Source organism: Wolbachia endosymbiont (group A) of Machimus atricapillus, assembly GCF_964027095.1.
In the GTDB taxonomy this organism is placed as follows: Bacteria; Pseudomonadota; Alphaproteobacteria; order Rickettsiales; family Anaplasmataceae; genus Wolbachia.
On record NZ_OZ034727.1, the window covers coordinates 302,649 to 328,064 of the forward strand.

24 protein-coding genes and 1 tRNA gene are annotated in these 25,416 nt (G+C 36.6%); 14 read left to right on the forward strand and 11 right to left on the reverse strand.

Annotated features, from left to right (window positions below; translation table 11 throughout):
* The first annotated feature begins 7 nt into the window (after positions 1-7).
* Positions 8-727 (forward strand): helix-turn-helix domain-containing protein, encoded by a 720-nt coding sequence (locus tag AAGD68_RS01515; protein ID WP_253309548.1) that lies wholly within the window; start codon positions 8-10, stop codon positions 725-727.
* Between the two features lie 401 nt (positions 728-1,128).
* Here the strand turns inward: AAGD68_RS01515 and pdxH are convergent, their stop codons facing one another.
* The 3 genes from pdxH to AAGD68_RS01530 are packed head-to-tail and all read right to left on the reverse strand — an operon-like array spanning position 1,129 to position 2,793.
* The gene (gene pdxH / locus AAGD68_RS01520) at positions 1,129-1,722 is read right to left on the reverse strand and encodes a pyridoxamine 5'-phosphate oxidase (RefSeq protein ID WP_253309549.1); all 594 of its coding nucleotides are present in this window, start codon (positions 1,720-1,722) and stop codon (positions 1,129-1,131) included.
* Positions 1,723-1,738: 16 nt separating this feature from the next.
* Complete coding sequence (mutM, locus tag AAGD68_RS01525) at positions 1,739-2,554, reverse strand: bifunctional DNA-formamidopyrimidine glycosylase/DNA-(apurinic or apyrimidinic site) lyase (RefSeq protein WP_253309550.1); 816 nt, start codon at positions 2,552-2,554, stop codon at positions 1,739-1,741.
* A 17-nt stretch (positions 2,555-2,571) separates the two neighbouring features.
* Entirely contained in the window at positions 2,572-2,793 is a 222-nt protein-coding gene (locus tag AAGD68_RS01530) for a hypothetical protein (RefSeq protein WP_253309551.1), read from the reverse strand.
* Between the two features lie 19 nt (positions 2,794-2,812).
* On the opposite strand from AAGD68_RS01530, the gene AAGD68_RS01535 reads away from it, so the two are divergent.
* Positions 2,813-2,885 (forward strand) — tRNA-Thr (locus tag AAGD68_RS01535).
* A 53-nt stretch (positions 2,886-2,938) separates the two neighbouring features.
* On the opposite strand, the gene AAGD68_RS01540 is transcribed toward AAGD68_RS01535, so the two are convergent.
* Positions 2,939-4,465 carry an acyl-CoA carboxylase subunit beta gene (locus AAGD68_RS01540; RefSeq protein WP_253309552.1) on the reverse strand — a complete coding sequence of 509 codons (1,527 nt, stop codon included), beginning with the start codon at positions 4,463-4,465 and terminating at the stop codon, positions 2,939-2,941.
* 107 nt (positions 4,466-4,572) lie between these two features.
* Positions 4,573-5,697: a hypothetical protein gene (locus AAGD68_RS01545; RefSeq protein ID WP_341814311.1), complete on the reverse strand. Its 1,125-nt coding sequence runs from the start codon at positions 5,695-5,697 to the stop codon at positions 4,573-4,575.
* Between the two features lie 129 nt (positions 5,698-5,826).
* Between AAGD68_RS01545 and der the strand changes: the two genes are divergently transcribed.
* The 9 genes from der (at position 5,827) to AAGD68_RS01590 (ending at position 16,441) form a co-directional block, all read left to right on the forward strand.
* Complete coding sequence (der, locus tag AAGD68_RS01550) at positions 5,827-7,152, forward strand: ribosome biogenesis GTPase Der (protein WP_253309555.1); 1,326 nt, start codon at positions 5,827-5,829, stop codon at positions 7,150-7,152.
* Positions 7,149-7,679, forward strand: a complete 531-nt coding sequence (locus AAGD68_RS01555) for a disulfide bond formation protein B (RefSeq protein ID WP_253309556.1) — start codon at positions 7,149-7,151, stop codon at positions 7,677-7,679. The genes der and AAGD68_RS01555 overlap by 4 nt, the downstream gene beginning before the upstream one ends.
* Positions 7,654-8,196, forward strand: a complete 543-nt coding sequence (locus AAGD68_RS01560; protein ID WP_265045331.1) for a demethoxyubiquinone hydroxylase family protein — start codon at positions 7,654-7,656, stop codon at positions 8,194-8,196. Before AAGD68_RS01555 ends, AAGD68_RS01560 begins: the two co-directional genes overlap by 26 nt.
* A gap of 170 nt (positions 8,197-8,366) precedes the next feature.
* Entirely contained in the window at positions 8,367-8,963 is a 597-nt protein-coding gene (locus tag AAGD68_RS01565; protein WP_341814312.1) for a hypothetical protein, read from the forward strand.
* Positions 8,957-11,758, forward strand: a complete 2,802-nt coding sequence (locus AAGD68_RS01570) for a hypothetical protein (protein ID WP_341814313.1) — start codon at positions 8,957-8,959, stop codon at positions 11,756-11,758. The genes AAGD68_RS01565 and AAGD68_RS01570 overlap by 7 nt, the downstream gene beginning before the upstream one ends.
* Positions 11,719-13,410, forward strand: a complete 1,692-nt coding sequence (locus AAGD68_RS01575) for a hypothetical protein (RefSeq protein WP_341814314.1) — start codon at positions 11,719-11,721, stop codon at positions 13,408-13,410. The genes AAGD68_RS01570 and AAGD68_RS01575 overlap by 40 nt, the downstream gene beginning before the upstream one ends.
* A gap of 4 nt (positions 13,411-13,414) precedes the next feature.
* Positions 13,415-14,743, forward strand: coding sequence for a hypothetical protein (locus AAGD68_RS01580; protein ID WP_253309560.1), 1,329 nt, complete (start codon positions 13,415-13,417; stop codon positions 14,741-14,743).
* Between the two features lie 114 nt (positions 14,744-14,857).
* The gene (gene mraY, locus AAGD68_RS01585; RefSeq protein WP_253309561.1) at positions 14,858-15,838 is read left to right on the forward strand and encodes a phospho-N-acetylmuramoyl-pentapeptide-transferase; all 981 of its coding nucleotides are present in this window, start codon (positions 14,858-14,860) and stop codon (positions 15,836-15,838) included.
* Positions 15,839-15,844: 6 nt separating this feature from the next.
* Positions 15,845-16,441 carry a ribonuclease HII gene (locus AAGD68_RS01590; protein WP_341814315.1) on the forward strand — a complete coding sequence of 199 codons (597 nt, stop codon included), beginning with the start codon at positions 15,845-15,847 and terminating at the stop codon, positions 16,439-16,441.
* Between the two features lie 14 nt (positions 16,442-16,455).
* Here AAGD68_RS01590 and virB9 read toward each other — a convergent pair whose 3' ends face one another.
* The 3 genes from virB9 to AAGD68_RS01605 all read right to left on the reverse strand — a co-directional run bounded on the left by virB9 (position 16,456) and on the right by AAGD68_RS01605 (position 18,201).
* Entirely contained in the window at positions 16,456-17,241 is a 786-nt protein-coding gene (virB9, locus tag AAGD68_RS01595; protein ID WP_253309562.1) for a P-type conjugative transfer protein VirB9, read from the reverse strand.
* Positions 17,242-17,428: 187 nt separating this feature from the next.
* Positions 17,429-17,884: an outer membrane lipid asymmetry maintenance protein MlaD gene (gene mlaD / locus AAGD68_RS01600; protein ID WP_264688362.1), complete on the reverse strand. Its 456-nt coding sequence runs from the start codon at positions 17,882-17,884 to the stop codon at positions 17,429-17,431.
* 2 nt (positions 17,885-17,886) lie between these two features.
* Positions 17,887-18,201, reverse strand: coding sequence for an NADH-ubiquinone oxidoreductase subunit NDUFA12 family protein (locus AAGD68_RS01605; RefSeq protein ID WP_253309564.1), 315 nt, complete (start codon positions 18,199-18,201; stop codon positions 17,887-17,889).
* Positions 18,202-18,265: 64 nt separating this feature from the next.
* Here AAGD68_RS01605 and AAGD68_RS01610 point away from each other — a divergent pair, with 64 nt between their 5' ends.
* Genes AAGD68_RS01610 through purF form a run of 3 tightly spaced genes read left to right on the forward strand, consistent with a single transcriptional unit; the run spans position 18,266 to position 22,292 of the window.
* Positions 18,266-19,732, forward strand: coding sequence for a proton-conducting transporter membrane subunit (locus AAGD68_RS01610; protein ID WP_265045339.1), 1,467 nt, complete (start codon positions 18,266-18,268; stop codon positions 19,730-19,732).
* A 45-nt stretch (positions 19,733-19,777) separates the two neighbouring features.
* Positions 19,778-20,881: a rod shape-determining protein RodA gene (gene rodA, locus AAGD68_RS01615; protein WP_253309566.1), complete on the forward strand. Its 1,104-nt coding sequence runs from the start codon at positions 19,778-19,780 to the stop codon at positions 20,879-20,881.
* A gap of 25 nt (positions 20,882-20,906) precedes the next feature.
* Complete coding sequence (gene purF, locus AAGD68_RS01620) at positions 20,907-22,292, forward strand: amidophosphoribosyltransferase (protein ID WP_265045342.1); 1,386 nt, start codon at positions 20,907-20,909, stop codon at positions 22,290-22,292.
* 19 nt (positions 22,293-22,311) lie between these two features.
* On the opposite strand, the gene AAGD68_RS01625 is transcribed toward purF, so the two are convergent.
* From AAGD68_RS01625 to ruvA, 3 genes are all read right to left on the reverse strand, one after another.
* Complete coding sequence (locus AAGD68_RS01625) at positions 22,312-22,821, reverse strand: DNA-3-methyladenine glycosylase (protein ID WP_253309568.1); 510 nt, start codon at positions 22,819-22,821, stop codon at positions 22,312-22,314.
* A gap of 398 nt (positions 22,822-23,219) precedes the next feature.
* Positions 23,220-24,194, reverse strand: coding sequence for a Holliday junction branch migration DNA helicase RuvB (gene ruvB / locus AAGD68_RS01630; RefSeq protein ID WP_250296119.1), 975 nt, complete (start codon positions 24,192-24,194; stop codon positions 23,220-23,222).
* On the reverse strand, positions 24,191-24,763 hold the full coding sequence (gene ruvA, locus AAGD68_RS01635) for a Holliday junction branch migration protein RuvA (RefSeq protein WP_253309569.1): 573 nt from the start codon (positions 24,761-24,763) through the stop codon (positions 24,191-24,193). The genes ruvB and ruvA overlap by 4 nt, the downstream gene beginning before the upstream one ends.
* Between the last annotated feature and the right edge of the window lie 653 nt (positions 24,764-25,416).

A 25,416-nucleotide genomic window follows, 5' to 3' on the forward strand; every position in this document is an offset into this window, starting at 1 on the left:
TACAAAGATGACAAAAATAAAAAAACAATCTTTGCGGTTACTTCTTTCCCAGAATATACGAAAGATAAGAAATATAAAAGGGCTTTCCCAAGAAACTCTTGCTGATTTATGTGAATTACACAGAACATATATAGGCTCCGTTGAACGTGGTGAGAGAAATATCTCTATAGATAATGTTGAGCGCATAGCAGATGCCCTTGGTGTTGAACCTACTGCACTTCTAAATCAGGATCAAGACAGAAAATGTCTGAAAGATATATTTCCTCATATACGGAAGTATCAGGAGTTTGCTGTTAAGCATGGTATAAATGATATCTTTCAGGATAACGGCGGAAAAATCCTACAAGTCTTATTACTAACTGGACTCACTATTCTTCCAGCACGCGAGGGAAATGATGTCATTGATGAGTATGGTAATGAATATGAGCTTAAATCAGTAAATGCTCTTCTTACAAAAAGCTTTTCTACTCATCATCATATGAATCCTACAATAATTGCAAAATACCGAAAGGTGGATTGGGTATTTGCTATTTATGAAGGAATAGAGCTAAAAGAAATATATAAATTAACGCCGCAAGACCTTGAACCATATTATATTACATGGGAAAAGAAATGGCATGATACTGGTGGTAAAGACATCAATAATCCCAAAATTCCTTTAAAATACGTCAGAGATAAAGGTAAGCTTCTTTATCATTGTGATGAAAGAGTATGTGACCGCCACTAACTTCCTCCATCCCAGGTTGATTTTAAATTGTCCGGAATGCTGAAAACCCTAACATTTAACTCTTTTTTTGATAAACTTGTTTATTTGCTGTTTATTAAAATTTTCACTTCAAAATTTAACCTCACCAAAAGTATAAGAAGCCTGTCCAATGAAAAATTCTTAACCTTCTATAACTAACCCAAGAAAGGTTTCCCTACGTCATACCGCCAAGGATAGATTCCGCTAACAAGTAGCGGAATGACGAATTTGTTGTTTTTCAAATTATCGGTAAACCTAAGTCACTTTAGCTATAAAATTATAAGTTATTTGCTCTTTTTTATCCTTAATCCAGAATTCGGATTAGTAGGGTGTCATCCAATTCTCAATGGTAAATTAAGAAGGGTCTGCAACAACGAATGTAGCTAGGGATATAATTGCTCTATTTTCCAATTGCTTCCCTCAACAAGAGTATATCTAAACCTAGTGTGTCTCCTATATTCACCTTCTTGCCAAAATTCAATTACTTTTGGGATTACGCAAAATCCCACCCAAAAGTCAGGACGAGAAACTTGTGTATTGTAAAATTCTTTCTCCTTCAATTTTATAGCTTGCTCAAAATCTTGCCAATCTTTCAGAATGCTCGATTGTTTTGAGCACCATGCGCTAATTTGACTATCGCGCGCTCGAGAAGAGAAGTATTTGTCAGTTCTTTCATCGTTTAGAAGTTTAACATCTCCTTCAATTCGCACTTGCCTAGCAAATTCTATCCAGTGAAACACTAATGCAGCTTTAGGGTTCTCGGTCAGTTCTTTTCCTTTTCTACTATTTATGTTAGTGAAGAACACAAAACCTTCTTTACTATATTCCTTTAGTAATACTACTCTTGCAGATGGAATGCAGTCTTTGCTACAAGTTGCTAGCGTCATTGCAGTTGGTTGTTTACACGGAGAATTAAGTACTTCTTCATACCACTTTGAAAACAAGTTAATCGGATCTTTTTCAGGTAAAAATGTCATATTCAAAAATAAAATCTTAATTCTGACATACGTTGCAGAAATAAGTGCTACGGCCATTTTGTCGTATAAGTGTTATGATATTGTTGCAGATTTTGCAAGGTTTTTGAACTTTACCATATACGTAAAAGTTATTTTGAAAGTATCCAGCAGATCCAGATGGCTGTGCATAATCTTTCAGTGTTGAACCGCCTGCAGCAATTGCATCACTCAGAGTATTTTTTATTTCAGCAGCAAGTTTTTCGCACTCTCTATAGGTCAAGTCTTTTGCTGACCTGAGTGGTGATATGCGGGCTCTAAACAAACTTTCAGAAGCATATATATTGCCTACGCCAACTATTAATTTATTGTCCATTAATGCTGATTTGATATTCACTTTTTTGTTTTTCAGCAACTCCTGTAAATAGTCTCCACTGAATTCATCCGTGAGGGGCTCTATTCCAAAACCATCAAAAAAATTTATTTCTTGTTCTTTGCTTAAAATAATAACTAATCCAAATCTTCTTGGATCATTAAAGATTATTGAAGTATTATCGGAAAATAAAAATACCACGTGATCGTGCTTATTCCGCACTTGATCATGGTCAGCATATATAAGCTTTCCGCTCATGCCAAGATGTATGATTACAGCCATACTACCATCTGTATTCCAGATCGTATACTTACCTCTACGCTTGATGTTGCGTATGACTTTGCCCTTTAGCATATCATCAATATTTTTTGTTATTGGGGCACGTAAATTCCAATTATTAACTATAACATTGCTAATTTGCTTGTTTTTAATTTTATCAAGCAAAAAGTTAGAGATTACTTCTACTTCTGGTAGTTCTGGCATGATACCTCCTTCAAAACTTAAGTTTCTGATGGTAATTTTGTCGTTAAAGCTTCCTCAAATACGTTTGGGTATTCTGCGGCGCTTCTTCCTAAAAATTCCTCACCACAAACAAATTTTGAAAGGGGTCTGCTTTGTCTACTCTGTTGCTGCTTTTTTCTTTTCAAAATATTTTGCTTTAAAGCTTTCGCTAATCTTTTTTTCTCCTCTTCTTTTTCCTTATTCTTTTTTGTATTATTCATTATCATAATGTATAAACTTGCCGTTGTAGCTCAGGTGGTAGAGTACGTCATTGGTAATGACGAGGTCCCAAGTTCGAGTCTTGGTAACGGCACACTGATTACACTTATAATATTGCATAACTTGCAAGCAAGGCCTAAAAGAAAGTTACAGAGGTAAGTTGTCATGCTTTTTCCATATCCTTTCTACTTTCTTGTTTTTGAGTAGCTCTAATGCTTTGTGAAAGTGATGCCTTGTTTTACTTGGCACTATAATGTCATCAATGTATCCATGTGATGCAGCAAAAAATGGATTAGCAAATTTCTCTTTATATTCTTTGATTAACGTTTGCTGATCTTTTTCATGCCTAAATATAATTTCAACTGCACTTTCAGGGCCCATTACAGCTATTTCAGCAGTTGGCCAAGCATAATTTATGTCACCTTTTAAATGTTTCGAGTTCATAACGATATATGCACCACCATACGCTTTTCTAGTGATAAGGCTAATTTTCGGCACAGTTGCTTCAGCGTAAGCGTAAAGCAGTTTCGCTCCGTGTTGTATTATATTATTGTATTCTTGGTTTGTACCAGGTAAAAACCCCGGAACATCAATAAGTGTGATGATCGGAATGTTAAATGCGTCACAAAACCTTACAAATCTTGCAGCTTTTCTTGAAGAATCAATATCCAAACATCCTGCAAGGTGCATGGGTTGATTTGCAACAATACCAACAGTATTTCCTCCAATTCTACTAAAGCCAATTATAATATTACGAGCAAAATCAGGTTTTAGTTCAAAGAATTTCTTCTCATCACAAACTTTTTCAATGAGTTCATACATATCATAAGGAGTGTTAGGATTGGTAGGAACTAGAGTGTTTAAGGATTCATCAATCTCATTAACATCATTACAGGTTGGTACAGATTTCGGTGATTCTTGATTATTTGCTGGTAAAAAGGTAAGGAATTCACGCATTTTGAGTAGCATCTCAACATCATTATTGAATGCAAAATCTGCCACTCCTGTTTTGCTTGTATGAATTTTTGCTCCACCGAGGTCTTCGAAGCTTACATCTTCATAGGTAACCTTTTTTACTACATCTGGTCCGGTTATAAACATGTATGAACTATTCTTTACCATGAAAGTAAAGTCAGTTAATGCTGGAGAATAAACAGCCCCTCCTGCACATGGACCCATAATTAAAGAGATTTGTGGTATAACGCCCGATGCATTTACGTTTCTTTGGAAAATTTCTCCATAACCAGCAAGGGAATTTACTCCTTCTTGAATTCTGGCTCCACCAGAATCATTTAGTCCGATAATTGGAACCCTGGCATTAATTGCCATATCCATAATTTTGCATATTTTTTTTGCATGTGACGCACCAAGTGACCCACCAAAGACAGTAAAATCTTGCGAGTAAACGAAAACTTTTCTGCCATAAATAGTACCATGACCAATCACTACTCCATCACCTAAAAAATTAGCATTTTGCATGCCAAAATCAGTTGCGTGATGCTTCACGAATTTATCGTATTCTTCGAACGAATTTTCATCGAGTAATACACTGAGCCTTTCTCTAGCAGTTAATTTCCCTTTTTCGTGTTGTTTATTGATTCTGTTAGAACCGCCTCCTTTTTCAGCTTCTAGTGCTTTGGTTTTTAGATTTTCTAGTATTTCAAAGTCTTGCATACAATAAAGTAGTTTTCAAATTAGTTGTAGACTTTATTAAGTTTACAAACCCTATTAACTATACACATACACTATTGCTATATGCAACAGTGTATGTATGATAATTGTTAATGCGCTGGTAATTCCTGGCCACTACTTTGAGAATGTTGTGGTTGACTAACGTTTTCTAGAACAGAAGAAGGTAAACTAACTTTACTGCTTTTCGTTTGTGCAAAACTTTTAGCAGCTTCAACAACCTTGCTTATACGAGGTTCTTTTTCTAGCTCTTTTAGGTACTTTGAGAAGATTTCACAACTTTTATCATCAATATGTACTATTATTTTGCCAAAGCTTGAGGCATTTTCTGGTTTGTCAGCCTTTTCAGAAGATAGAGTCATTACAATCTTTTCACTGTTGCTTATTGGAAAAGTCATCTGTAATCTGCCCTTTATATCATGATATTTTCCATCTTGTATTCGTATTACATTATCTCCTTCCCCAATCTTTAATGCTCCATCTAAATTTTGAAATTCTGGATTACTCAGGAATTTTGCAGGAATCACAATGCTTGCTTCTGGACACTGTATACAATAAAATTTATTATCTCTTTCTACTATAACATCTTTTATCACATTTTCTTCTCCATCTTTTTCAATGCCCTCACATACAATTTGTTTTAGATTTGATAAATAGCTGTTATGTTTTTCCAGTAGACTTGTTGGCAATAACTCCAAAACTTTCTCACTCACATAAGTGCCTGTTGAAACTAGGTCGGATATTTTTAACGAAAGAAGATCTAGTTGATGTTTTTCATGAATGGACAACTCGAACTTCTTTAGCAAGTGCACATTAGATATCAGATAATCTATTATTGATAATTCTTCGAAGAACACATAGTACGGCATGCCAAACCTGATCTTTTGACTTTCTCCAAGTTCTACAGATTTTATCCATTTCTTTATCATTTGTCCCACAGTCAGTCGCTTCTCACCACATAACCTAAAAGCTTGACGTATAGCTTCCAATACATTCGAGATATTTTCTTTCATACGTTCATCAACTTGTTCATATATTGCTCCATCTAATTGAAATTCCGACATCACTTCTGGACGGTTCATTTCTTCTTCGAGTTTTTCACACGATGCCCTAAATTCAGGCGTATCTTCATCCTCAGACTCATCCATAGCCTCATCTTCAAAATGCCTGCCATCATCTAGAGAACTAAGCTGCTCATTTATATCTTGCCCTACCATATATCCCCCTACTTGACATAATAAAACAAGAAATTCTAGTTGTATTATGCTCGCGTGATCTATAAAGTCAATAGTTAAATTGCAAGATTTCGGTTATAATTTACTGTGTATAGAAGGTGCTCTTAAATTATGCTAAAAATCGCTATAGTAGGCCTACCAAATGCTGGTAAATCAACTCTTTTTAATAGATTGGTGGGAAGAAAAGCAGCGGTGGTCAGCAATATTCCAGGGGTTACACGAGATAGAAGAGAAGGAATAGGCAGAATTAGCGATTTAGAGTTTAAAGTTATAGATACAGGAGGATGGAACGACCAAACTAATTTTTCACTACAAGTTATTGAACAAATAAAATTTTCTCTATCCAATTCAAACATCATTTTCTTTCTTGTTGATGCAAAAGTGCAAAATGAGCAAAACAAAGAATTTGCAAAGTGGCTGAAGAGAAAAATAAATAAACCTGTGATACTGATAGCAAATAAATGCGAGAGTCATAAGTCTGAAAATGTTGATTATTTGCAGTTTTTTGATTTTCTTGGCCCGGTGTATATCTCTGCCGAACATAATCTTGGCATGGTTGATCTTTATGATGCATTAGCTGATGTTATTGAAAATTTGAACGAAAACACTGATCTATTGGGCAATGAGTCCAGTAAACTTAGAATTGCAATCATCGGTCGCCCAAATGTCGGAAAATCAACTTTTTTAAACAGCCTACTTACAGAAAACAGAGTAATAGTGAATTCAGAGCCAGGCACCACACGTGATTCTGTAGATATTGTATATGATCATAATGGGGAGCTAATTACTCTCATTGATACTGCAGGAATCCGCAGAAAGGCGAATGTTATAGATGACTTAGAATCAAGATTTGTTGAAAAAAGCTTAGAATCAATCAAGCGCTCTCATGTGGTAGTTTTAATGCTAGACTCCCTAGTTGGTATTGAGCAGCAGGATTTATCAATTGGTGAAGCTGCAATTAAGGGAGGGAAAGGGATTATTGTTGTTTTAAATAAGTGGGATTTAATAGGTAAGGATGACAGAAGTAAGTTAATAAAATTTGTCAAACAACAGGAAGTGACTCGGTTATTCTTGGAAGTGCCAACTGTAACAATTTCTGCATTGAAAGGCATGCGCTGCGGCGATGTGATAGATAAGTGTCTTGAAGTGAGTGAATCTTTGAACAAGAAAGTCAGCACTGCAAAACTGAATAAGTGGCTAATTGATGCTTTAGATAGGCACTCTCACCCGCTTGTAAAAGGTAAAGCAGTTAAAATGAAGTATATCGCTCAAATTGGTACTAAACCTCCAGCTTTTTCTTTGATATGTAACATACCTGAAAGTGTTGATGAAAGTTATAAACGCTATTTAATTAATGATCTTAGAAAAAATTTCTTCGTAGATGGTGTGCCAGTCAGATTACTTTTGAAAAAAAATAAAAATCCCTATGCAAAATGAATACTCTGCTTTATACTTTCAGGGGTCTTTATAATAATTTACTTAAAGTCGTGTGTAATAACTCCAGAATTCCTACAATCTTTCTGCTATCAAGTGCTTTTGCTCTAATTTTTGCATATGTGCTAGAATATTTTTTCAACATGCTGCCATGCAAGTTATGTACATACGAGCGGGTAGTTTACTATGTTGCAGGGTTACTTGCAGTAGTATGCATGCTTAAAGACAACAAAATTCTAATCTATGCAACGTTTTGCAGCTACCTCATAGGTGCAGTAATATCTTTTTATCATGTAGGTCTTGAACTCCACTTATTTCATGATGTTTTAGGTTGTACAGAGCAAGCAAGTGGTAACGTTAGTATAGAAGAGCTCAGAAATAATCTACTAAATCCTAATTACTCTCCATCTTGTGACAGACCTCATTACGTTCTAGGTGTTTCCTTAGCAACATGGAATTTAATTTATCTCATAGCAGCTCTGTTCGTATCAGGTAAGGTGTATTGTGGAGAAAGAAAGAAATCTAAATAATTTAAGGTACAGCAACAATCAGTTCTTGCAACAGGCAATTAGAGTAAATCATGCTGGGGAATATGGAGCTATTTGCATTTATTCTGGTCAAAAATTTATTCTTAAAAAATCTTCTATAATCAATGAAATAATTGAAATGGAAGAGCAGGAAAAAAAGCATTTTCACTATTTTAATGAGAAAATCAAAGAGCAAAAAGTTCGTCCTACTGTTTTGTTGCCAGTTTGGCGTGTTTTAGGAGTGTCACTTGGCGTTGCAACTGCCATTATGGGCAAAAAAGCTGCTATGGCTTGCACTACTGCAGTTGAAGAAGTTATAGGGGAGCACTACAAAGAGCAAGTTTCACATTTAGAAGATGGGGAATTAAGAGAAACTATAAGTAAATTTCGCGACGAGGAGTTAGAGCACAAAGATATTGCAATTCAGCACAATGCTGAAAGCGCATTTGGCTACAACATTTTATCTTCATTCATAAAAACAGGCTGCAAAACTGCTATTTACTTGTCCAAGTTAATTTAACTAAGCAGCTTTCTTAAAGTGTTTTTAATGTTATGATGACAACAGAAACCAGGAAGGAATTCAAGTGTAACAATTATTTTATAACTATATTTACATATCACCATTATTAATCAATAATTAGTGTTTGTAAATTAACTGTGTCTAAAACATAGACCACAAAGGAAGGGAAAATGCGTTTTAAACTAGAAAAGGAAGATGCCCCAGGTAAAGACTGGAGTAACGCAACTCGTTATGTGATAACTACTAAAGTAAGAGTAAATAACGAAACAACAGTTAGTCTACCTACTACATCTTACGTTATTATTGATGAGCCTAGAGGTCAGCGCCTTATTGTGATTGACTATAGCTGTGGAACACAAAAGGTGCTGAATGGTTTATCTCAAGGACTACAACTAAAGCTAGAAAAAGTAGGAGATGACAACAAGTTAGCTTTGGTTACTGACTCAGGTGAATATTACTATTATTACCATGATGGCAATATTATTAATATAGCTACTATTGATTTTATACCTCAATCCCGCAAGAATGGTGAATATGTTCATGTATATGATTATGATACACGTTCTATAAAATTTAAACCACTTGAAAGTAGTAAGGTTTTAATAGATCCAAAAGATGTAATAAGTAGTAAAAATATGAGTCTTATTGGCAATAGACTTGATATACGAATTGGAGACAATTTTTTAAGGGATCGGAAAATCAATTATACCAATCTTACAGGAGTGTTGAGGTATATAATTCCACTGGTAGTAAGGTTGGTATGTTGAATAATGTTGTTCCAATATTCGATCGGAGAAGTGATGATTTCAAATTATTTCCTTTTCATGGAATAAAGAGATTGAATGTGAAAAATAGCTATTTCGCAACAGAAAAATTAGGTAATAATTATGTTGGCTGCATATCAGATGAAAATAGCGAATGTAAGAATTTTTATGGTTTAAAACCTGATTTTGTAGGATATAACTACAGCCATAACTTAGATTTATATCCTTATTATTATAACTTAGAAAATTTTGGTAACTTTTTGGAGGTTGATGTGGTGAATACTAGAGAATTTGAAGACTTAAAAGCAGAAGTTCAACATTTAAAAGAGCAAATTAAGCAATTAAGACATACAGAACAAGTAGAAGGAATGCCTAGACTTCCAGGTTATCGAGGTCCTCCAGGTTATCGAGGTCCTCCAGGTGATAAAGGTCTAAGAGGTTATGAAGGTTTTCCAGGTCCTAGAGGTATTCCAGGTATTCCAGGTGAAGAAGGTAGACAGGGCGAGCCTGGGTCGCCAGGCTTTAGAGATCATTCAGGTCTTCCAGGTGGAAAAGGTTATCCAGGTCCTAAAGGTGAGCCAGGAAGAGATGCAAAGCCCGAGAATGTGGCAGCTATTTTATTATCAAGTGAACTAGAAAGATTCGAAAAAGCGCTGTTTAATACACCTATAACTGAATTAAAAGGTAAAACACTTAATAACTATGTTACTCAAGACCTGCCGAAGGAAATTGCAAATAATAAAAACTTAAAAAAAAGTATAAAGGGTGAAAAGGGCGATCAAGGATTAAGAGGAGAAGTTGGTTCTCCAGGTCCAGTAGGTCCTAAAGGTGAGCCAGGTTATCCAGGTCCTCAAGGTCTAAGAGGTGAGAAAGGTTATCCAGGTCAAGATGGTAGAGACGGAACCCCTGGTCCTAAAGGACTAGATGGACCTCCTGGGCCAAGAGGTTTGCCAGGTCAAGGAGGCGAACCAAGACCACGTGGTCTCGATGGGCTGCCAGGCATACCTGGAGAAAAGGGCCAAAAAGGCGAGTTTTATGCAGTCTCAGGACTAACAGGAAAGCCAGGTCCTAAAGGGGATCAAGGTCATCCAGGTCTAAACGGGTTGCCTGGAGAGAAAGGTGACAAGGGTGATCAAGGTTATTCGGGTTACGGCTATCCAAGCCAAAAGGGTGATCCAGGTGCACCTGGATCACCAGGACTAGATGGAATGCCTGGAGGACCAAAAGGTGAAAAAGGAGAAGCTGGTGGCCCACAAGGTCCAAAGGGAGAAAAGGGAATGCCAGGGTTGAGTATAACGAGTCCAAAAGGAGATCGTGGAGAAACGGGATTGAAAGGCTCAAAGGGGGATATAGGGCCACAAGGCCCTAAAGGCAAACAAGGTGATTTAGGGCTTATAGGGCCACAAGGCCCAAGTGGAGCGAAGGGAGAGAAAGGTAATGAAGGTAGTAGTGGTCCTAAAGGGCTGAGAGGTTGGAAAGGTGAATCTGGTTTGCAAGGTAAAGAAGGAGCGCAAGGTAAAGCTGGTAAAGATGGAACCCCGGGTTCTAAAGGAGCAGATGGAGCTCCTGGTCTTAGAGGTCCAGTAGGTCCAAGAGGCTTTAATGGCACGCAAGGAGAAAAAGGTGCTCAAGGTCCAAGTGGAGCAAAGGAAGCGCAAGGTAAAGCTGGTAAAGATGGAACCCCGGGTTCTAAAGGAGCAGATGGAGCTCCTGGTCTTAGAGGTCCAGTAGGTCCAAGAGGCTTTAATGGTACGCAAGGTGTACAAGGAGAAAAAGGTGATCTTGGTCTCAAGGGAGATAGAGGTGAAATTGGAGCACCAGGAATGGATGGATTGCCAGGTCTACAAGGCTTTAATGGCACGCAAGGAGAAAAAGGTGCTCAAGGTCTAGTAGGTCCTAAAGGTGATAAAGGAGATTCAGGTCCAGTAGGTCCTCAAGGAGTTGCTGGAGCGCCAGGTGTGTCTGGTAATAAAGGGGATACTGGGTTGCCAGGAATGCCTGGAGAAAAAGGTGACCAAGGAAATGCAGGTCCAAGAGGCCCTCAAGGAAATAAAGGTGATCAAGGTTTAGTAGGTCCACAAGGTTTCAAGGGAGATAAAGGAGAACAGGGTATACAAGGTCCTAGAGGTTTCAAGGGCCTCTCTGGTTCAAGAGGCGCAAAGGGTGAACAAGGGCATAGTGGCATGGATGCAAATCCTGAAGAAGTTGCAGATAAGCTAGTCACTACTAGAGCCACTGGGTTTAAGGAGATGATGCTTAACTTCACTGATTCCAGTGGAAAAATGTTAATGGAAGAACTTGCAGGCAGTTCAAGTCTGCATACTGGGGTTGCACAAAAATTAATTGACAATGAAACCATTGCGAATAAAGTACTTGAATATCGTGATAAAGGTGGAAATTTACTGCTAGAGCAACAGATTATAGGAAGACTTTATGATGAAAATATTCACGAAGGAATAGCTACTAAACTAATTGATGACAGAGCTCAAGATTTAGCAGACGCGTTACTAAGTAGTGCTGACAATGATACATTGGTAGAGAAACTTGCAAACAGTACTGAGCTAACAAAAAGCATTTCAGAAGAATTAAGGAAAAATCCAGGAAAAGTTCAAGGACCAAAAGGTGGTAAGGGAGATAAAGGAGCAGATGGAGCGCCAGGAATACCTGGAGAAAAAGGTGAGAAGGTATACAAGGTTCTCAAGGCTTTAATGGTACGCAAGGGGATAAAGGTGAATTTGGAGCACCAGGAACAGATGGATTGCCGGGAGCAAAGGGAGATACAGGTCCTCAAGGTCTAGTAGGTCCTAGAGGTGATCAAGGGGATATGGGTGCAAAAGGAGTAGATGGATTGCCAGGTCTACAAGGCTTTAATGGCACGCAAGGAGAAAAAGGTGCTCAAGGTCTAGTAGGTCCTAAAGGTGATAAAGGAGATTCAGGTCCAGTAGGTCCTCAAGGAGTAGATGGAGCGCCAGGTGTGTCTGGTAATAAAGGGGATGCTGGTCCAAAAGGCGATATGGGTGATAAAGGAGATACCGGAGCGCCGGGTACGGCTGGATTAAAAGGTGACAAAGGAGTAGATGGATTACCAGGGATGCCTGGAATAAAAGGTAATCAGGGAGATATAGGTCCTCAAGGAGTAGATGGTGCTTCAGGTACAGATGGAGCGCCAGGTGTGTCTGGTAATAAAGGGGATGCTGGTCCAAAAGGCGATATGGGTGATAAAGGAGATACCGGAGCGCCGGGTACGGCTGGATTAAAAGGTGACAAAGGAGTAGATGGATTACCAGGGATGCCTGGAATAAAAGGTGATCAGGGAGACATAGGTCCAAAAGGCGATATGGGTGATAAAGGAGATACCGGAGCGCCGGGTACGGCTGGATTAAAAGGTGACAAAGGAGTAGATGGAGCGCCAGGTGTGTCTGGTAATAAAGGGGATGCTGGTCCAAAAGGCGATATGGGTGATAAAGGGGATACTGGGTTGCCAGGAATGCCTGGAGAAAAAGGTGACCAAGGAAATGCAGGTCCAAGAGGCCCTCAAGGAAATAAAGGTGCTCAAGGTCTAGTAGGTCCTAAAGGCAACACAGGAGCGCCTGGTCCTAAAGGCTCAAAGGGAGAAGATGGAATAGGTGCTGCAGTTGCTGATCAGTTTCTGCGCAAGATGAATCAAACAAAAATTGAAATTCAGAACGCTCAGAAAGCAGCAGAGGTAGCTAAAAGCGCTTCTGAAAAATCTGCCAAAGAAGCTAAAGATTTTAAAGAAGAGGCTGACAATTTTGTTGATAAAGCATTTCGATCAGAACAAAATACTCAAGCACTTTATAGTAAGGTAAAGGATATATTTTGTAAAACAAAACCTACAGATCAAGTTTGTACTGCACGTATAAAGAAGAGGGAAATTAAAAATTCAGACAATCTGCCAGTGACAAGTGGAGCAGGTAGACCAACTTCATTTATATCTCAAGTAATAAATTTCTTTTATCCTTTTGTAAAACAAGATGAATATAAAATAGAGAATAAAATACAAGAGCTTAATCAAGTGGCAAAAGTAATGGATGCAGCAGATATTGCTATAAAATTTGAAAAAGTATTAGAAGAAACAGCTTCAAAATGCGGCATTCCAAAGAAAAGCCTAAATTTTGATCCAGTAAAACTACAGTCAACCATTCTAGATAGGTCATTATTTAATGATGAAAGTCGTAACGAGCTGTTAAAACTCTTATATTTATCTGCAAAAAAATCATGTCCAAATTACAAACAAACTGATAGATTTTTGACTACTTTCAAAGATCGTATGGAAAGAACATTAGAAAACAATGAGCAACAAAGGGGGTTTGTTAATATTGAGAAAACAGCAACAGATAACGAGCAGCCAAGGAGTTTTATGAGCGATGTCACTCCTCCAAGTAGTTTCAAGGCGATTGATCTGAAGGCTGTTAATTGTTTAAGGTAATAGTATGGGAAATACATTTAGAATAGATAATAAAGATCCGCTCTATAAGAAGCTGATTAAACTTCCTACTGCATATTACAGGTTAGAGATTAATAACAACAAGTATACTATTCGTTCACACATTGGTACGGCTGAGTTGGGTGATACTATTAGTGATTTAAAGTTACAGAAGCTGGGTGATAAAATAGTTTTATATAAGGGAAAATCACCTCTGAAAGTGAAAAATAAAGATGGTGAAGAAGAGAATCTTATTATAGAGCAAGAAGATATCATAAGTGCAAACAGGGACAATATTATAGAAAAGCTTAGATCAAAACCAATAGAGATTTCGCTTTACCACATAGAAGACATTCCATATTTTGGTGCCAAATTACCCATTTCTAGACACAGTACAACAACTGAAGTACTAAACTTCATCAATTTTAATGATGAAAATGATCCAGTACTACAGAAGATCAAAGGAGAAAATGGTGGACTTTATTTTACAATAAAAGATGACAATATCTATATATCAGACAAAAATGGAAAGTGTCTTCCAGTGTGTAAAGATGACAGCTGCTATAAGTATCAATACACAAAAGATAAATGTGGTGTATTAACAATAAGTGATGTATCAACAATAATAGGCAATTTAACCGAGACTAACAACGAAAAGCAGAAATTCACTTTGCAAAAAGGGGAAGAGTTATCGGATAACATCTATGAAGCAAATGTTGCCTTGAATGATAAGCCCATAGCTACTTTACCAAAAATAGGTTACTACATGCTCGATGATCAATTGGTCATGCGTAATCATGTTACGAAAGAGGAGGTAATTGTCCCAAGGGATTTTCACTATTTAAAAGTTGTTAAATTTAATAATGATGATTATAAATTAACGTTTTGTAATTTTTTAGGTAATGAATTCTTTGAATATAAAAAATACGATCCACAGTATTCGAACGTTTCAGATGAATATAAATTCATAAGTTTGAGTTGTATGAAAGAAAAACGTAACCTAAATCTTGGTGAGTTACTTAGCCATCGGCCATCGTTTTTTATTACAGAAGGAATTGCTGAACCAGATTCTCTAGGTAACCATCAAGCTGTAGTGTTCGAAGTAATAAATAGTGGAAAGGGTGAAAAAAAGGCTACATTGACTGATGAATTTGGTTATTTTGATAAAAATAATAAGTTTCACTATTATGATTATCATAAAAAAACGGAATATGATACTTATGATTCTTCTGAGATTAATCTAAAAGAAATGTATAAATGGACAGATAAAAATAGCGAATTTTGTTTTGCAGAAGATAACAATATAATTCTTCATACTATTCCAGAGTTATTGTAATTATGCGCACCAAATTAAGGAAGAATGAAGCGAAAGAGGGATAGGTTATAGGATGACAGAAGTTGGCTTTATTAGCTATAGGTGGTATGATACTTAGTCAATTTAAGTAAGCAGATGATCTTAGCTACAAAAGTATTTTTTACCTCATTTGTTTTTGGGTTTATTCTTTTTCCCTATTTTATAAAGCTTCTAAAAAAAATAAGTAAAGATGGGCAACCAATTAGATCATGTGGACCAGAAAGTCATTTAATAACAAAAAAGAATGTACCACCTATGGGCGGAATAATAATACTGATTTCTTCTTTATTACCAATTTTACTCTGGGCTCAGTTAACACTAGAAATTTTGCTGCTGATATTGATAACTCTATTTTTTGCTCTACTTGGATTTATTGATGATTATTTAAAATTGAAGACAAATCACTATCGAGGTTTAAGTGCAAAAACCAAAATACTTATTCAGTTTATTGTAACTCTGGTTAGTATGTCTATACTTAAGCTATACTCTGCTGAAGGTTTTACAAAAACGTCTCTATTTAAAGGAGTAATAATCGACTTTGGCTATCTATATGTTCCGTTTGCTGCGTTTGTAATTGTCGGCTCTGCTAATGCTGTGAATCTCACAGATGGTTTGGATGGCCTTGCTGCAACTCAAGTCATCACTTCCTTTGCTTTTTTGGGGCTAATTGCATATATAACTCAAGCAGATATGAATATTACTTTATTCTGCATTGCATTTATAGGAGCTATTTTAAGTTTCTTGTGGTTTAACACACATCCAGCAAAAATATTTATGGGTGATGTTGGAAGCCTGTCAATTGGTGCAGCTTTAGGGTTAACTAGCGTTTTAATGAAGAGAGAAATGCTTTTTGCCGTTATTGGAATAATCTTTGTAATAGAGACTCTATCTGTGATTATTCAGATATCATATTTTAAATATACAAAGTTTAAATATGGAGAAGGAAAAAGAGTTTTTCTTATGGCACCAATACATCATCACTTTGAGAAGAAGGGATGGTCAGAAAATGTAATCGTTATGAAATTTTGGATAATTTCTATTATCTGTTCAGTTTTTACTATAACTTTCTTATTATAAAAACCTATGAAATACCCAGACTTTACATTAGAAAATAAATTATCAGGAGTGATAGCAGGAGTGGATGAAGTTGGAAGAGGTCCGCTAGCTGGTCCAGTAATATCCGCAGCCGTAGTGTTTATTGATAGAAATACAATTATTGATGGAATCAACGACTCGAAAAAGTTGACTTCTCAATGTAGGCAAGTCCTATATGAAAAAATAACATCCGTTGCAAAATTTGGTATAGGAATGGCAAGCGTAGAAGAAATAAATTCATACAATATCTTGCAAGCAACAAAACTTTCAATGAAACGTGCGTTGATAGACCTGGACCTAGAATTAGATTATGTGCTAGTTGATGGTAATCAACCACCTGAAGTGAAATGGCAAGTGAAATCCATAGTAAATGGTGATAATTTGAGTACATCAATCGCAGCAGCTTCAATCGTTGCAAAAGTTACGAGAGATCGGCTTATGCAAGAATTGCACAATAAGCATCCTGAATATAATTGGTATAAAAATAAAGGATATGGGACAAAAGAGCACCTTAACGCTATTGGCCTTTATGGAATTACAGAACATCATAGAAAAAACTTTGCACCCATATCTCGGGCATTATAGCCTTTAGATAGTAATCACTTACCTTTTTTGAAAGGCATGTTTTCATTAAATAGGCAAACTGTACTTGATCCATTCCTTAAGGTAAACACTGAACTCACCCTTTCGATTATCAGGTAGTTGTCAGCTGTACGGAAGTTTACTAAAGACTCATACCCTGCAGAATCAACCATAAAAACTGCCGGGAAATCAGAGTTTATTTTATTGAATTGTAGATATGTAAATTTTCCGTCATCAAAAACCTTAATTGGTATTATTGACTGACTGCCTTTAACGTGCGAGATGGAATAATTAAAATTTAAGCCCTTCTTTACAACTTCAATGTCGTTTATATCAGGAATAATGGTATGACTAGCTTGTTCGAAGATATCGCCGTTATTTGTTGTGTAAATCTCATCACTGCTAAATAATGGATAAAGAAACCTTACTTCATATGCTAATTTTGGATCATCTAGTCCAGTTGCTTCTTCAGCATGAAGTTCAAAGTAATAAACTCTTTTATTGGTAATTATAGTTGCGTTAGTATCGGCAATATCATCTATAGGCTTAATAAACAATCTGTTACCTTGAGGAAGGAGTTGCCAACCAGTTGAATCACCCATTGAAAGGTTTTGTATTACCTCCCCTGGTTCAAACAATATGCTGGATTGATAACCATAAAAACCCGTATACTTATGTATAGCTTGTGGGTTATAATTTATTACCTTTATGTGATTATCTCCAGCTATTGAACGTGGCTCCTGTTTTGCAAGTGCATCACTACCACAAAAAAACAACAGTACGGCAAACAGTAAACCAATCATAATATCAAAATAAATTAATCTTCATTTTATCATTGATAGACATGCACTGCAACTGTTAAGCTGTACTATAAACCCCAATTATAGGTTAGCAAGGGGTAGAAAAGGCAAGAAATAAGGCAAACTCCTTAAATACTTTAGAACTACAGGAGGCTTCACCTGAACGGATATACTTGGAATCCTGCCATTTTCACTTCGTAAACATACCAAGAATTCTGTCCATTATTCCACCCATATTTGCTTCAGCTTGAGTATACTCTATTTTACCACCGTGCAAGATTAGTTTAATATCTGATCCAGGTGATATATTAACAAATTTACTGCCAACAACTCCACTGCTAGTGATCAGAGCTGAACTATCAATTGGCAATTTTATGTCTCTGCTTATACACATGTCGATTCGTGCTACGTAGGTAGCTTTGTCAAGTGATACACCAGTTATGCTTCCAACGTCCACACCAGAGATCTTGACACTATCACCAACTCCTATACCGTTAGCGTTAGCAAAAAGACCATATATTTTATAGCAATCCTTGTAGTTTTTCTTTATGTAAGATAGCTTATCAATAGCAAAGAAAACCAGAAAAATAGTGAAAATTAATACAAATAATCCAGCGGTTATTTCAAGTATATTTGACCTTCGCATCTTTAGTTATCAGGACTCCAGCTTTTATAGTAATTTTTCACTTTTTGGTTTGGATAGTATGCATCTTTTGTACCCGTTAAATTAGGAGTATGTTTTACTTTTCTTTTTTTATTATTAACTGGTACTACATTATCAGTATAGTGAAGCCATATATGCCATTCCGGAGACACTGTTGTAGGCTCAGAAACACTGCTATACATAACCCACCTTTTTCCTTTACTTGATTCATAATAAGAATTTCCATTTTCATCTCTTCCTACAAATTTATCTTCTCTTCGTAATAGGCGTTTTATTGCGTTACAAATTTTAGATAACATAAGAGTATTAAAACAAAAAGTATTATATATACTAATACTTTAACGATATATTAACAACAATTTAATGCAATTACCAATTTTACAAGTTATTATACCAATAATTGCATCAATGTTTTGCTTTCTTACCAAGAAACACAAGGTATCTTGGTTTATTTCTTTTATTGCAACAACAATCACTCTTATCATTTCATCGATACTACTCGTTAAAACATATAAAGGCGAGATTATAACTTATCACCTTGGAGACTGGGCTCCTCCGTACGGCATAGAGTTAAGAATCGACGTGTTAAACTCCTTGATTCTAACTTTGGTGAATTTTATAGCGCTGATAAGTGTGCTTTATAGCTTTTATATTAACGAAAAAGAAATTAGCAAAAACAAAATCACTGGTTTTTACTCTCTATTTCTACTGTGCTTAAGCGGACTGCTCGGAATTCTAGTAACAAACGACATATTCAATCTTTATGTTTTTTTGGAAATTTCATCTCTTTCTTCTTATGTATTAGTTTCAATGGGAAGGGATAAAAAAGCCTTGGTTGCAGCATTTGAATATCTAATTAGTGGCACTATAGGGGCAACGTTTTACTTGTTTGGTGTTGGGCTTTTGTACTCCATGACAGGAACGCTCAATATGTCTGACATGGCTGAAAGAATAGTTCCATTATACGATAACAACATCATAAAACTTGGCACATTGTTCATTTTTGTTGGTCTCTCAATTAAAATGGCACTGTTTCCATTAAGCAGGTGGCTGATTAATGCATATAGTGAGGCGCCAAGTTTCATTAGCATATTCTTTTCAGGCACAGTGACAAAAGTGATGATATATGTTTTCATTAGGATCTTCTATACTGTTTTCCATCAGAATTTCTTCTTATTTAAACCATCACTAAGCAACGTGATAATTATCCTCGCACTTTGCGCTGTTATATTTGGGTCAATATCTGCAATAACTGCAAAAGATATAAGAAGACTGCTTGCTAATTCTAGTGTCAGCCAAATTGGTTATATAATTTTAGCACTGAGTTTTAACTCAAAAACAGGTGTATTTGCAGCAATTCTTCACATAGTAAACCACAGCATAATAAAAACATCTTTATTCATGGCTGCAGGATGTATTTCTTACAAATTTGATACAACAAAAATAGAGAATTTATCGGGACTCAAGAAATCAATGCCTTATACAGCACTTGCGTTTACTCTACTTAGTTTAGCATTAGTCGGTGTGCCGCTAGCAAATGGCTTTGTAAGCAAATGGTATATAATGAAAGCAGTTATAGAATCTCGCGCGTGGATTTCCCTGATAGCTTTTACTGCCGGTTCTTTTCTTGCACTAATATACATGTGGAAGATGGTAGAGAAAATGTATTTTGAAAATAGTGCAGCATCAAGCGCTGGAATGACACTAGGCAAAATTAATGATGTGCCATTTCCTATGCTTTTCTGTCTATTGTTTATGGCAGCTTTAACAATAGTAACTGGAATATATAGCACTCCAATTCGGTTAGTAGTTGAGAAGTTGGTTTTTTGATTTTTATCTTTGTTTCATATTTTACTATACTTTAAGGTTATAAGTGTGGATAGGCTGAAGAAGATTCATTGGTTATTAGTCATTAACGTGATAGTGCTGTTTTGCGTTGGCATTGCTGTTCAATACTCTTCTGCTGGAGGAAAGTGGGTACCATTTGCAATTCACCAAATAGTCATATTTTCCTTCTTTTTCCTACTCGCTATAGCTATGTCATTCATAGAGCTAGATTTTTATTTGAAGCACGCCTACTTTTTTTATATAGCAGCAGCGATTTCGCTATTAGCAGTAAATTTTTTTGGCTCGCACATAATGGGTGCGACGAGGTGGATAAGAATTGGGTCAATTAGTTTGCAACCATCAGAATTTGCAAAAGTAGGCTTAATACTTGCGCTTGCTCGTTATTTTGATAAGCAAAGTGTGTATAAAATGATGGAATTTAAAAGATTGCTTAAGGCGGTAATAATTATTTTCTTGCCTGTATTCTTGGTGTTAAAGCAACCTAATTTAGGCACAGCTGTGATAATGTTGTTTATAGGAGCATCAATTATATTCACAGCAGTAATAAAAAGAGCTCATTTAGTAATTTGTGGGACGCTTGGCATTTTTGCAGTACCGGCTATTTGGCCTTTTTTACGTCCTTATCACAAGCAAAGGATATTGTCGTTTTTGGATTCATCAGTGGATCCACTTGGAATAGGTTATAATGCGCAGCAATCTCAGATAGCTATTGGTTCAGGAGGTTTGCTTGGTAAGGGCTTTGTTAACGGAAGTCAAACTCAACTTGGATTTTTGCCGGAGAAACGTACGGATTTTGCTTTTGCAGTGCTGAGTGAGGAGTGGGGCTTTTTAGGTAGCATGGCTTTAATTTTGCTTTATACCTCATTACTTGGCATAATTTTCTCTATCGCTTATAGGTCGAAAAATTATTTTTCTAAGTTAGTATCTATCGGGATTTTTGCTTTTTTTGGCGCTCATTTTTTTATAAACATTGGAATGTCAATAGGCCTCTTGCCTGTGATAGGCGATCCACTGCCATTTCTTTCCTATGGAGGAAGTACAACTGCTGCAAGCTTGATATGCATAGGATTATTGCTGGCAATAAAAGCAGATGAACAACAAAATGCTTGTATTTCACCTATGCTAAAGTAAAATTAAACTTTACTTAATAGTTTTTATGCTAGATGAAATGCGTGAGGAATGTGGAGTATTTGGTATAAGCTGCAATAACGATGCTGCATTTAACTCTATACTTGCTCTCCACGCTTTGCAGCATAGAGGTCAAGAGTCTTTTGGCGTAGTAACCAGTAACAACGATAAGCTGCACTCTTATCACTTTCAAGGTCAAGTGAGCAGCGTATTTGATGATATAGATGAAATAAAGAAACCCTTACCTGGAGATTGTGCAATAGGTCACGTTCGATACTCAACAAGTGGTAGTAAATTTGGAGTGCAGCCCATGCTTGGCAAAAGTGGCAAATTTGGGGATTTTGCCATAGCACATAATGGTAATTTAATTAATATTTCTCCGATACGCGAACAATTAATTAAACAAGAGTGCATTTTTCAGTCAGATATTGATACAGAAGTAGTAGTGCATCTGACAGCAAGCGGTGAAAAAGATAGCTTTTTAGAGAGTTTTATATATGCATTAAAGCAAATACAAGGTGCTTATTCTTTTGTGGCAATCAATCAAGAAGTAGTTATTGGAGTACGTGATCCATCTGGAATCAGGCCTCTTGTTTTAGGAAAGTTAAACGGTTCTTACGTTCTTGCATCTGAAACTTGTGCTCTTGATATAATAAATGCAGAGTTTGTTAGAGAAATAGAACCAGGCGAATTAGTTACCATCAGTTCGGATAGTAAGCTAGCCTCAATGTTTCCTTTCCCACAGCAAAAATCAAGTTTTTGTATTTTTGAATACGTTTACTTTTCGAGACCAGACAGCATAATGGAGAATAGGTCCATATATGATATAAGAAAAGAAATAGGAAGAATACTTGCAGAAGAGAGCCCACCAAAAAACAATGTAAATATGGTTGTACCAATACCTGATTCTGGAATACCTGCAGCTATTGGATATGCAAAGCATTCAGGATTACCTATGGAACTGGGGATAATTCGTAATCATTACATAGGAAGAACTTTTATACAACCAACCGCTGAAGTACGTAAAGTTAGAATAAAATTAAAATTCAATGCTAATAAGCACACTTTGAAAGGTAAAAACATAATTTTAATAGATGATAGTATAGTGCGTGGTAGTACGCTCAGAAATATAATAGTTATGCTAAAGGATGCAGGAGTAAAAGAGATTCACCTCAAAATTTCAAGCCCACCAATTAAGCATTCTTGTTTTTATGGAATAGATACGCCAGAGTGCAAAGATTTAATTGCTGCAAATAAATCTGTAGAGGAAATTAAGGAAGTTATAGGAGTAGATAGCCTAGCCTTCTTGAGTATTGATGGACTATATCAGGCTGTTAAAGGAGAGGTGCGTAACAATGCTACACCACAATATTGCGATGCTTGTTTCACTGGTGATTATCCGATTGGCAAATAGTCTACGCAAGATCTTAAGTTTAGAAAATCTTAAACCGCCAAAATTTCTCTTGGCCTTTACTAATTCCGATTCTTGGAGTGCACACATAATCCGGGTTGAGATGAGATTCATAAACACAAAATTTGTGGCTTATAGTAAGGTCCAGTTTATTGTGTTCTTTTGTAATGTTTAATCTTTTGCACAATATTCCTGGTCCGCCTAAGTTTGCTTCAAGCGGTTCAATGAGCTTTAATCCCCGTATTAACACTGCTGCTGGGAACCCTTCTGCTTCTGTTACAATATTTAAACAGTAATACATTCCATATATAAAATACACGTATGAAAACCCCGGCATACCAAACATTACTGAGGTTCGGTTAGTATAGCCTCTTGCCGCGTGACAAGCTGGGTCATTCATTCCTATATAGGCTTCAACTTCGGTTATTATTCCACTAAAGTTAGAAAATTTGAGGACTTTTCCCAATAACTCTCCAGCTACAGTTAAGGTCGGCCGCTCGTAGAAATTTCTTGGTAGTATTGTGCTACCCATTTTTTATTTTTGTTCTGAGGTTCTATATAGAATTCAGTTTAAGAATTTCTGGATCCCAGTGTCAAGCACTGGGATGACAAGAAGGGGAGCTACTTGAATGACAAGAAAATGGTACTGGCATAATAAGAAAGAAACACTGAGATGGTGAAAGAGAGAATATACGCAAGCAGCACTCATAGGGTAGCGCGTGACGCTGGAATCCAGTTTTTTCCTATTACCACAAACCATAGCTTAATTAGTTAGAATAGCATAACTAGCGAATACGAAATGGAGAAGTTTTAATTTGAACTACAGTTTCAGTGCTATTTAACATATATGCCTTTATACACAAAAATGCCAGTATATGATATTATGCCAATCAATATATAATTGAATTATGGTAAAAAAGCTCTCTAATATTAAAGGCTCAAATACTCCTTTGCTTGATCAGTTAGAACGCGCCCCCTTGGTGTGCGCTTTACAAAACTAATTTTGATTAAATAAGGTTCTACTGTTTCTTCAATATTGCCAACATCCTCGGATAGCGCAATAGATATGGTGTCAATTCCAACAGGTCCTGAGGTGTTGAATAAAAATCTTAGATAATGCATATCAAGTTTATTGAGTCCCATTTTGTCTACACCCAATTTTAGCAATACAGAATCAGCGACTTCATAAGTGATTTTTTTATCATCTTTCACTTCAACAAAATCCCTTATTCTTCTGAGTAACCTCAAAGCAATTCTTGGAGTGCCACGTGCACGGCAGGCAATTTCCCGTGCTGCATTTTCTTCAATTTCAGTAGAAAGAACTCTTGCGCCTCTTTTTATAATATTAACCAGTTCTTCAAAAGAATAAAACTCAAGATGCAAGGGAATGCCAAAACGATCTCTGAGTGGTGCAGAAAGTAATCCAAGCCGTGTAGTTGCTCCGATTAACGTAAATGGTGGTAGATCTATCCTTAAAGTGCGAGTAGATGGACCTTCACCTACTAATATGTCCAAGCAAAAATCTTCCATAGCAGTATATAAAACTTCTTCGATGCTGCGATTTAATCTATGGATTTCGTCGATAAATAGAACATCTTTTGCATTTAAAGTGGTAAGCACTGCAGCCAAGTCCCCAGCTTTACTAAGTAAAGGACCAGAAGTTGCGCGGAAGCTGACCCTTAATTCTTTAGAAACAATTTGTGCTAAAGTTGTTTTGCCAAGTCCTGGGGGACCATACAATAAAACGTGATCTAAGGCTTCAGTTCTTGTCTGTGCAGCATTTATAAACACTTTTAAATTTTGTATTAAGTCTTTTTGCCCGACAAAATCATCAAGTTGTTCAGGTCTGATGTTGATATTGCGCACATCTTCAGTATATTCTTTATCGCACGATATTGATTTCATAATGTTTTAAGCGCCATGCGAATAATATCCTTGGTGTCCAGATTTGACGATTCGTCTTGTATTTTTTTTATCGTATCATAAGCTTTCATTTTTTCATACCCAAGATTGATCAATGCTGAAAGGGCATCTTCATTGATTGGATGAAAATTATTGTTATTTATTTCTAATTTACTCACTTTGCCACTTAATTCAGTGATGATTCGATTTATGAGTTTCATGCCAAGTCCACTCATCTTGAGTGCTACTTTATCTTCATTCATAATTGCCAAAAACAGCTGTTCTGGAGTTAATTTACTCAAAATTGACATTGCAGTTTTATAGCTAACACCACTTACTTTAACAAGCAACCTCAAGCACTGCTGTTCTTCTTTGCTTATAAAACCATATAGCTGAGCGACATTTTCTCTGTTATTTGCATAGGTTTCGATAAGTAATTTAACTCTACTTCCGATGGAACATGCATTTAAAGTTTTGGCTGAGAGATACACCATATAGCCAACATCATTCACATTCAGGATTATGTGATCACTGCGCACTTCATCAACTATTCCGCTTAGATTTCCTATCATTTTTAGCACTGTATAGGGTTCAGTTTAAATACTCCTGGATCTTAGGTCAAGCAAACGAACATTATAACAGAGAGCCAAGTAGATCATAGAAACGAAAAACTTCCTTGACACATTTTGCCAACATTTGCCGCTTCAAGTCTGTCTGCTATGACTTTTATATGCTGATAATCATTATACTCACACCCCGGTACCACCGTTTGAAAGCACAGTTCAATGAATTTTAGAAAGTTTATTTTGTCCATGATATAATGTTGAAACCAGCGCGTGACGCTGGGATGACAAAAAAAGGAGCACTGGAATGACAAGGCTATAGGTTGCAAGCGAGACGTCATACCGTGATTTATTCACGGTATCTCTTGGCATAGATCCCGCTAATAAGTAGCGGGATGACGAATTGCTTAATTGTCATACCGCCGCAGACCGTCATACCGCCGCGGTATCTCATCCGCTAACAAGAGATCCCGCTAACACGTAGCGGGATGACGAAGTTATCGTCATGCCACCGCGAACCGTCATATCGCCGCAGACCGTCATACCGCGATTCATTCGCGGTATCTCTTAGCATAGATCCCGCTAACACGTAGCGGGATAACGATTCTTCAAATCGTCAAGGTGTCATCCGAGTAGCTTGACTACTTGGATCCAGAAAACTT

Excerpts from the sequence above, each read along its gene's own strand:
- AAGD68_RS01515 (WP_253309548.1), top strand. The coding sequence starts at position 8 with ATGACAAAAATAAAAAAACAATCTTTGCGGTTACTTCTTTCCCAGAAT.
- pdxH (WP_253309549.1), bottom strand. The coding sequence starts at position 1,722 with ATGACATTTTTACCTGAAAAAGATCCGATTAACTTGTTTTCAAAGTGG.
- mutM (WP_253309550.1), bottom strand. The coding sequence starts at position 2,554 with ATGCCAGAACTACCAGAAGTAGAAGTAATCTCTAACTTTTTGCTTGAT.
- AAGD68_RS01530 (WP_253309551.1), bottom strand. The coding sequence starts at position 2,793 with ATGAATAATACAAAAAAGAATAAGGAAAAAGAAGAGGAGAAAAAAAGA.
- AAGD68_RS01540 (WP_253309552.1), bottom strand. The coding sequence starts at position 4,465 with ATGCAAGACTTTGAAATACTAGAAAATCTAAAAACCAAAGCACTAGAA.
- AAGD68_RS01545 (WP_341814311.1), bottom strand. The coding sequence starts at position 5,697 with ATGGTAGGGCAAGATATAAATGAGCAGCTTAGTTCTCTAGATGATGGC.
- der (WP_253309555.1), top strand. The coding sequence starts at position 5,827 with ATGCTAAAAATCGCTATAGTAGGCCTACCAAATGCTGGTAAATCAACT.
- AAGD68_RS01555 (WP_253309556.1), top strand. The coding sequence starts at position 7,149 with ATGAATACTCTGCTTTATACTTTCAGGGGTCTTTATAATAATTTACTT.
- AAGD68_RS01565 (WP_341814312.1), top strand. The coding sequence starts at position 8,367 with ATGCGTTTTAAACTAGAAAAGGAAGATGCCCCAGGTAAAGACTGGAGT.
- AAGD68_RS01570 (WP_341814313.1), top strand. The coding sequence starts at position 8,957 with ATGTTGAATAATGTTGTTCCAATATTCGATCGGAGAAGTGATGATTTC.
- AAGD68_RS01580 (WP_253309560.1), top strand. The coding sequence starts at position 13,415 with ATGGGAAATACATTTAGAATAGATAATAAAGATCCGCTCTATAAGAAG.
- mraY (WP_253309561.1), top strand. The coding sequence starts at position 14,858 with ATGATCTTAGCTACAAAAGTATTTTTTACCTCATTTGTTTTTGGGTTT.
- AAGD68_RS01590 (WP_341814315.1), top strand. The coding sequence starts at position 15,845 with ATGAAATACCCAGACTTTACATTAGAAAATAAATTATCAGGAGTGATA.
- virB9 (WP_253309562.1), bottom strand. The coding sequence starts at position 17,241 with ATGATTGGTTTACTGTTTGCCGTACTGTTGTTTTTTTGTGGTAGTGAT.
- mlaD (WP_264688362.1), bottom strand. The coding sequence starts at position 17,884 with ATGCGAAGGTCAAATATACTTGAAATAACCGCTGGATTATTTGTATTA.
- AAGD68_RS01605 (WP_253309564.1), bottom strand. The coding sequence starts at position 18,201 with ATGTTATCTAAAATTTGTAACGCAATAAAACGCCTATTACGAAGAGAA.
- AAGD68_RS01610 (WP_265045339.1), top strand. The coding sequence starts at position 18,266 with ATGCAATTACCAATTTTACAAGTTATTATACCAATAATTGCATCAATG.
- purF (WP_265045342.1), top strand. The coding sequence starts at position 20,907 with ATGCTAGATGAAATGCGTGAGGAATGTGGAGTATTTGGTATAAGCTGC.
- AAGD68_RS01625 (WP_253309568.1), bottom strand. The coding sequence starts at position 22,821 with ATGGGTAGCACAATACTACCAAGAAATTTCTACGAGCGGCCGACCTTA.
- ruvB (WP_250296119.1), bottom strand. The coding sequence starts at position 24,194 with ATGAAATCAATATCGTGCGATAAAGAATATACTGAAGATGTGCGCAAT.
- ruvA (WP_253309569.1), bottom strand. The coding sequence starts at position 24,763 with ATGATAGGAAATCTAAGCGGAATAGTTGATGAAGTGCGCAGTGATCAC.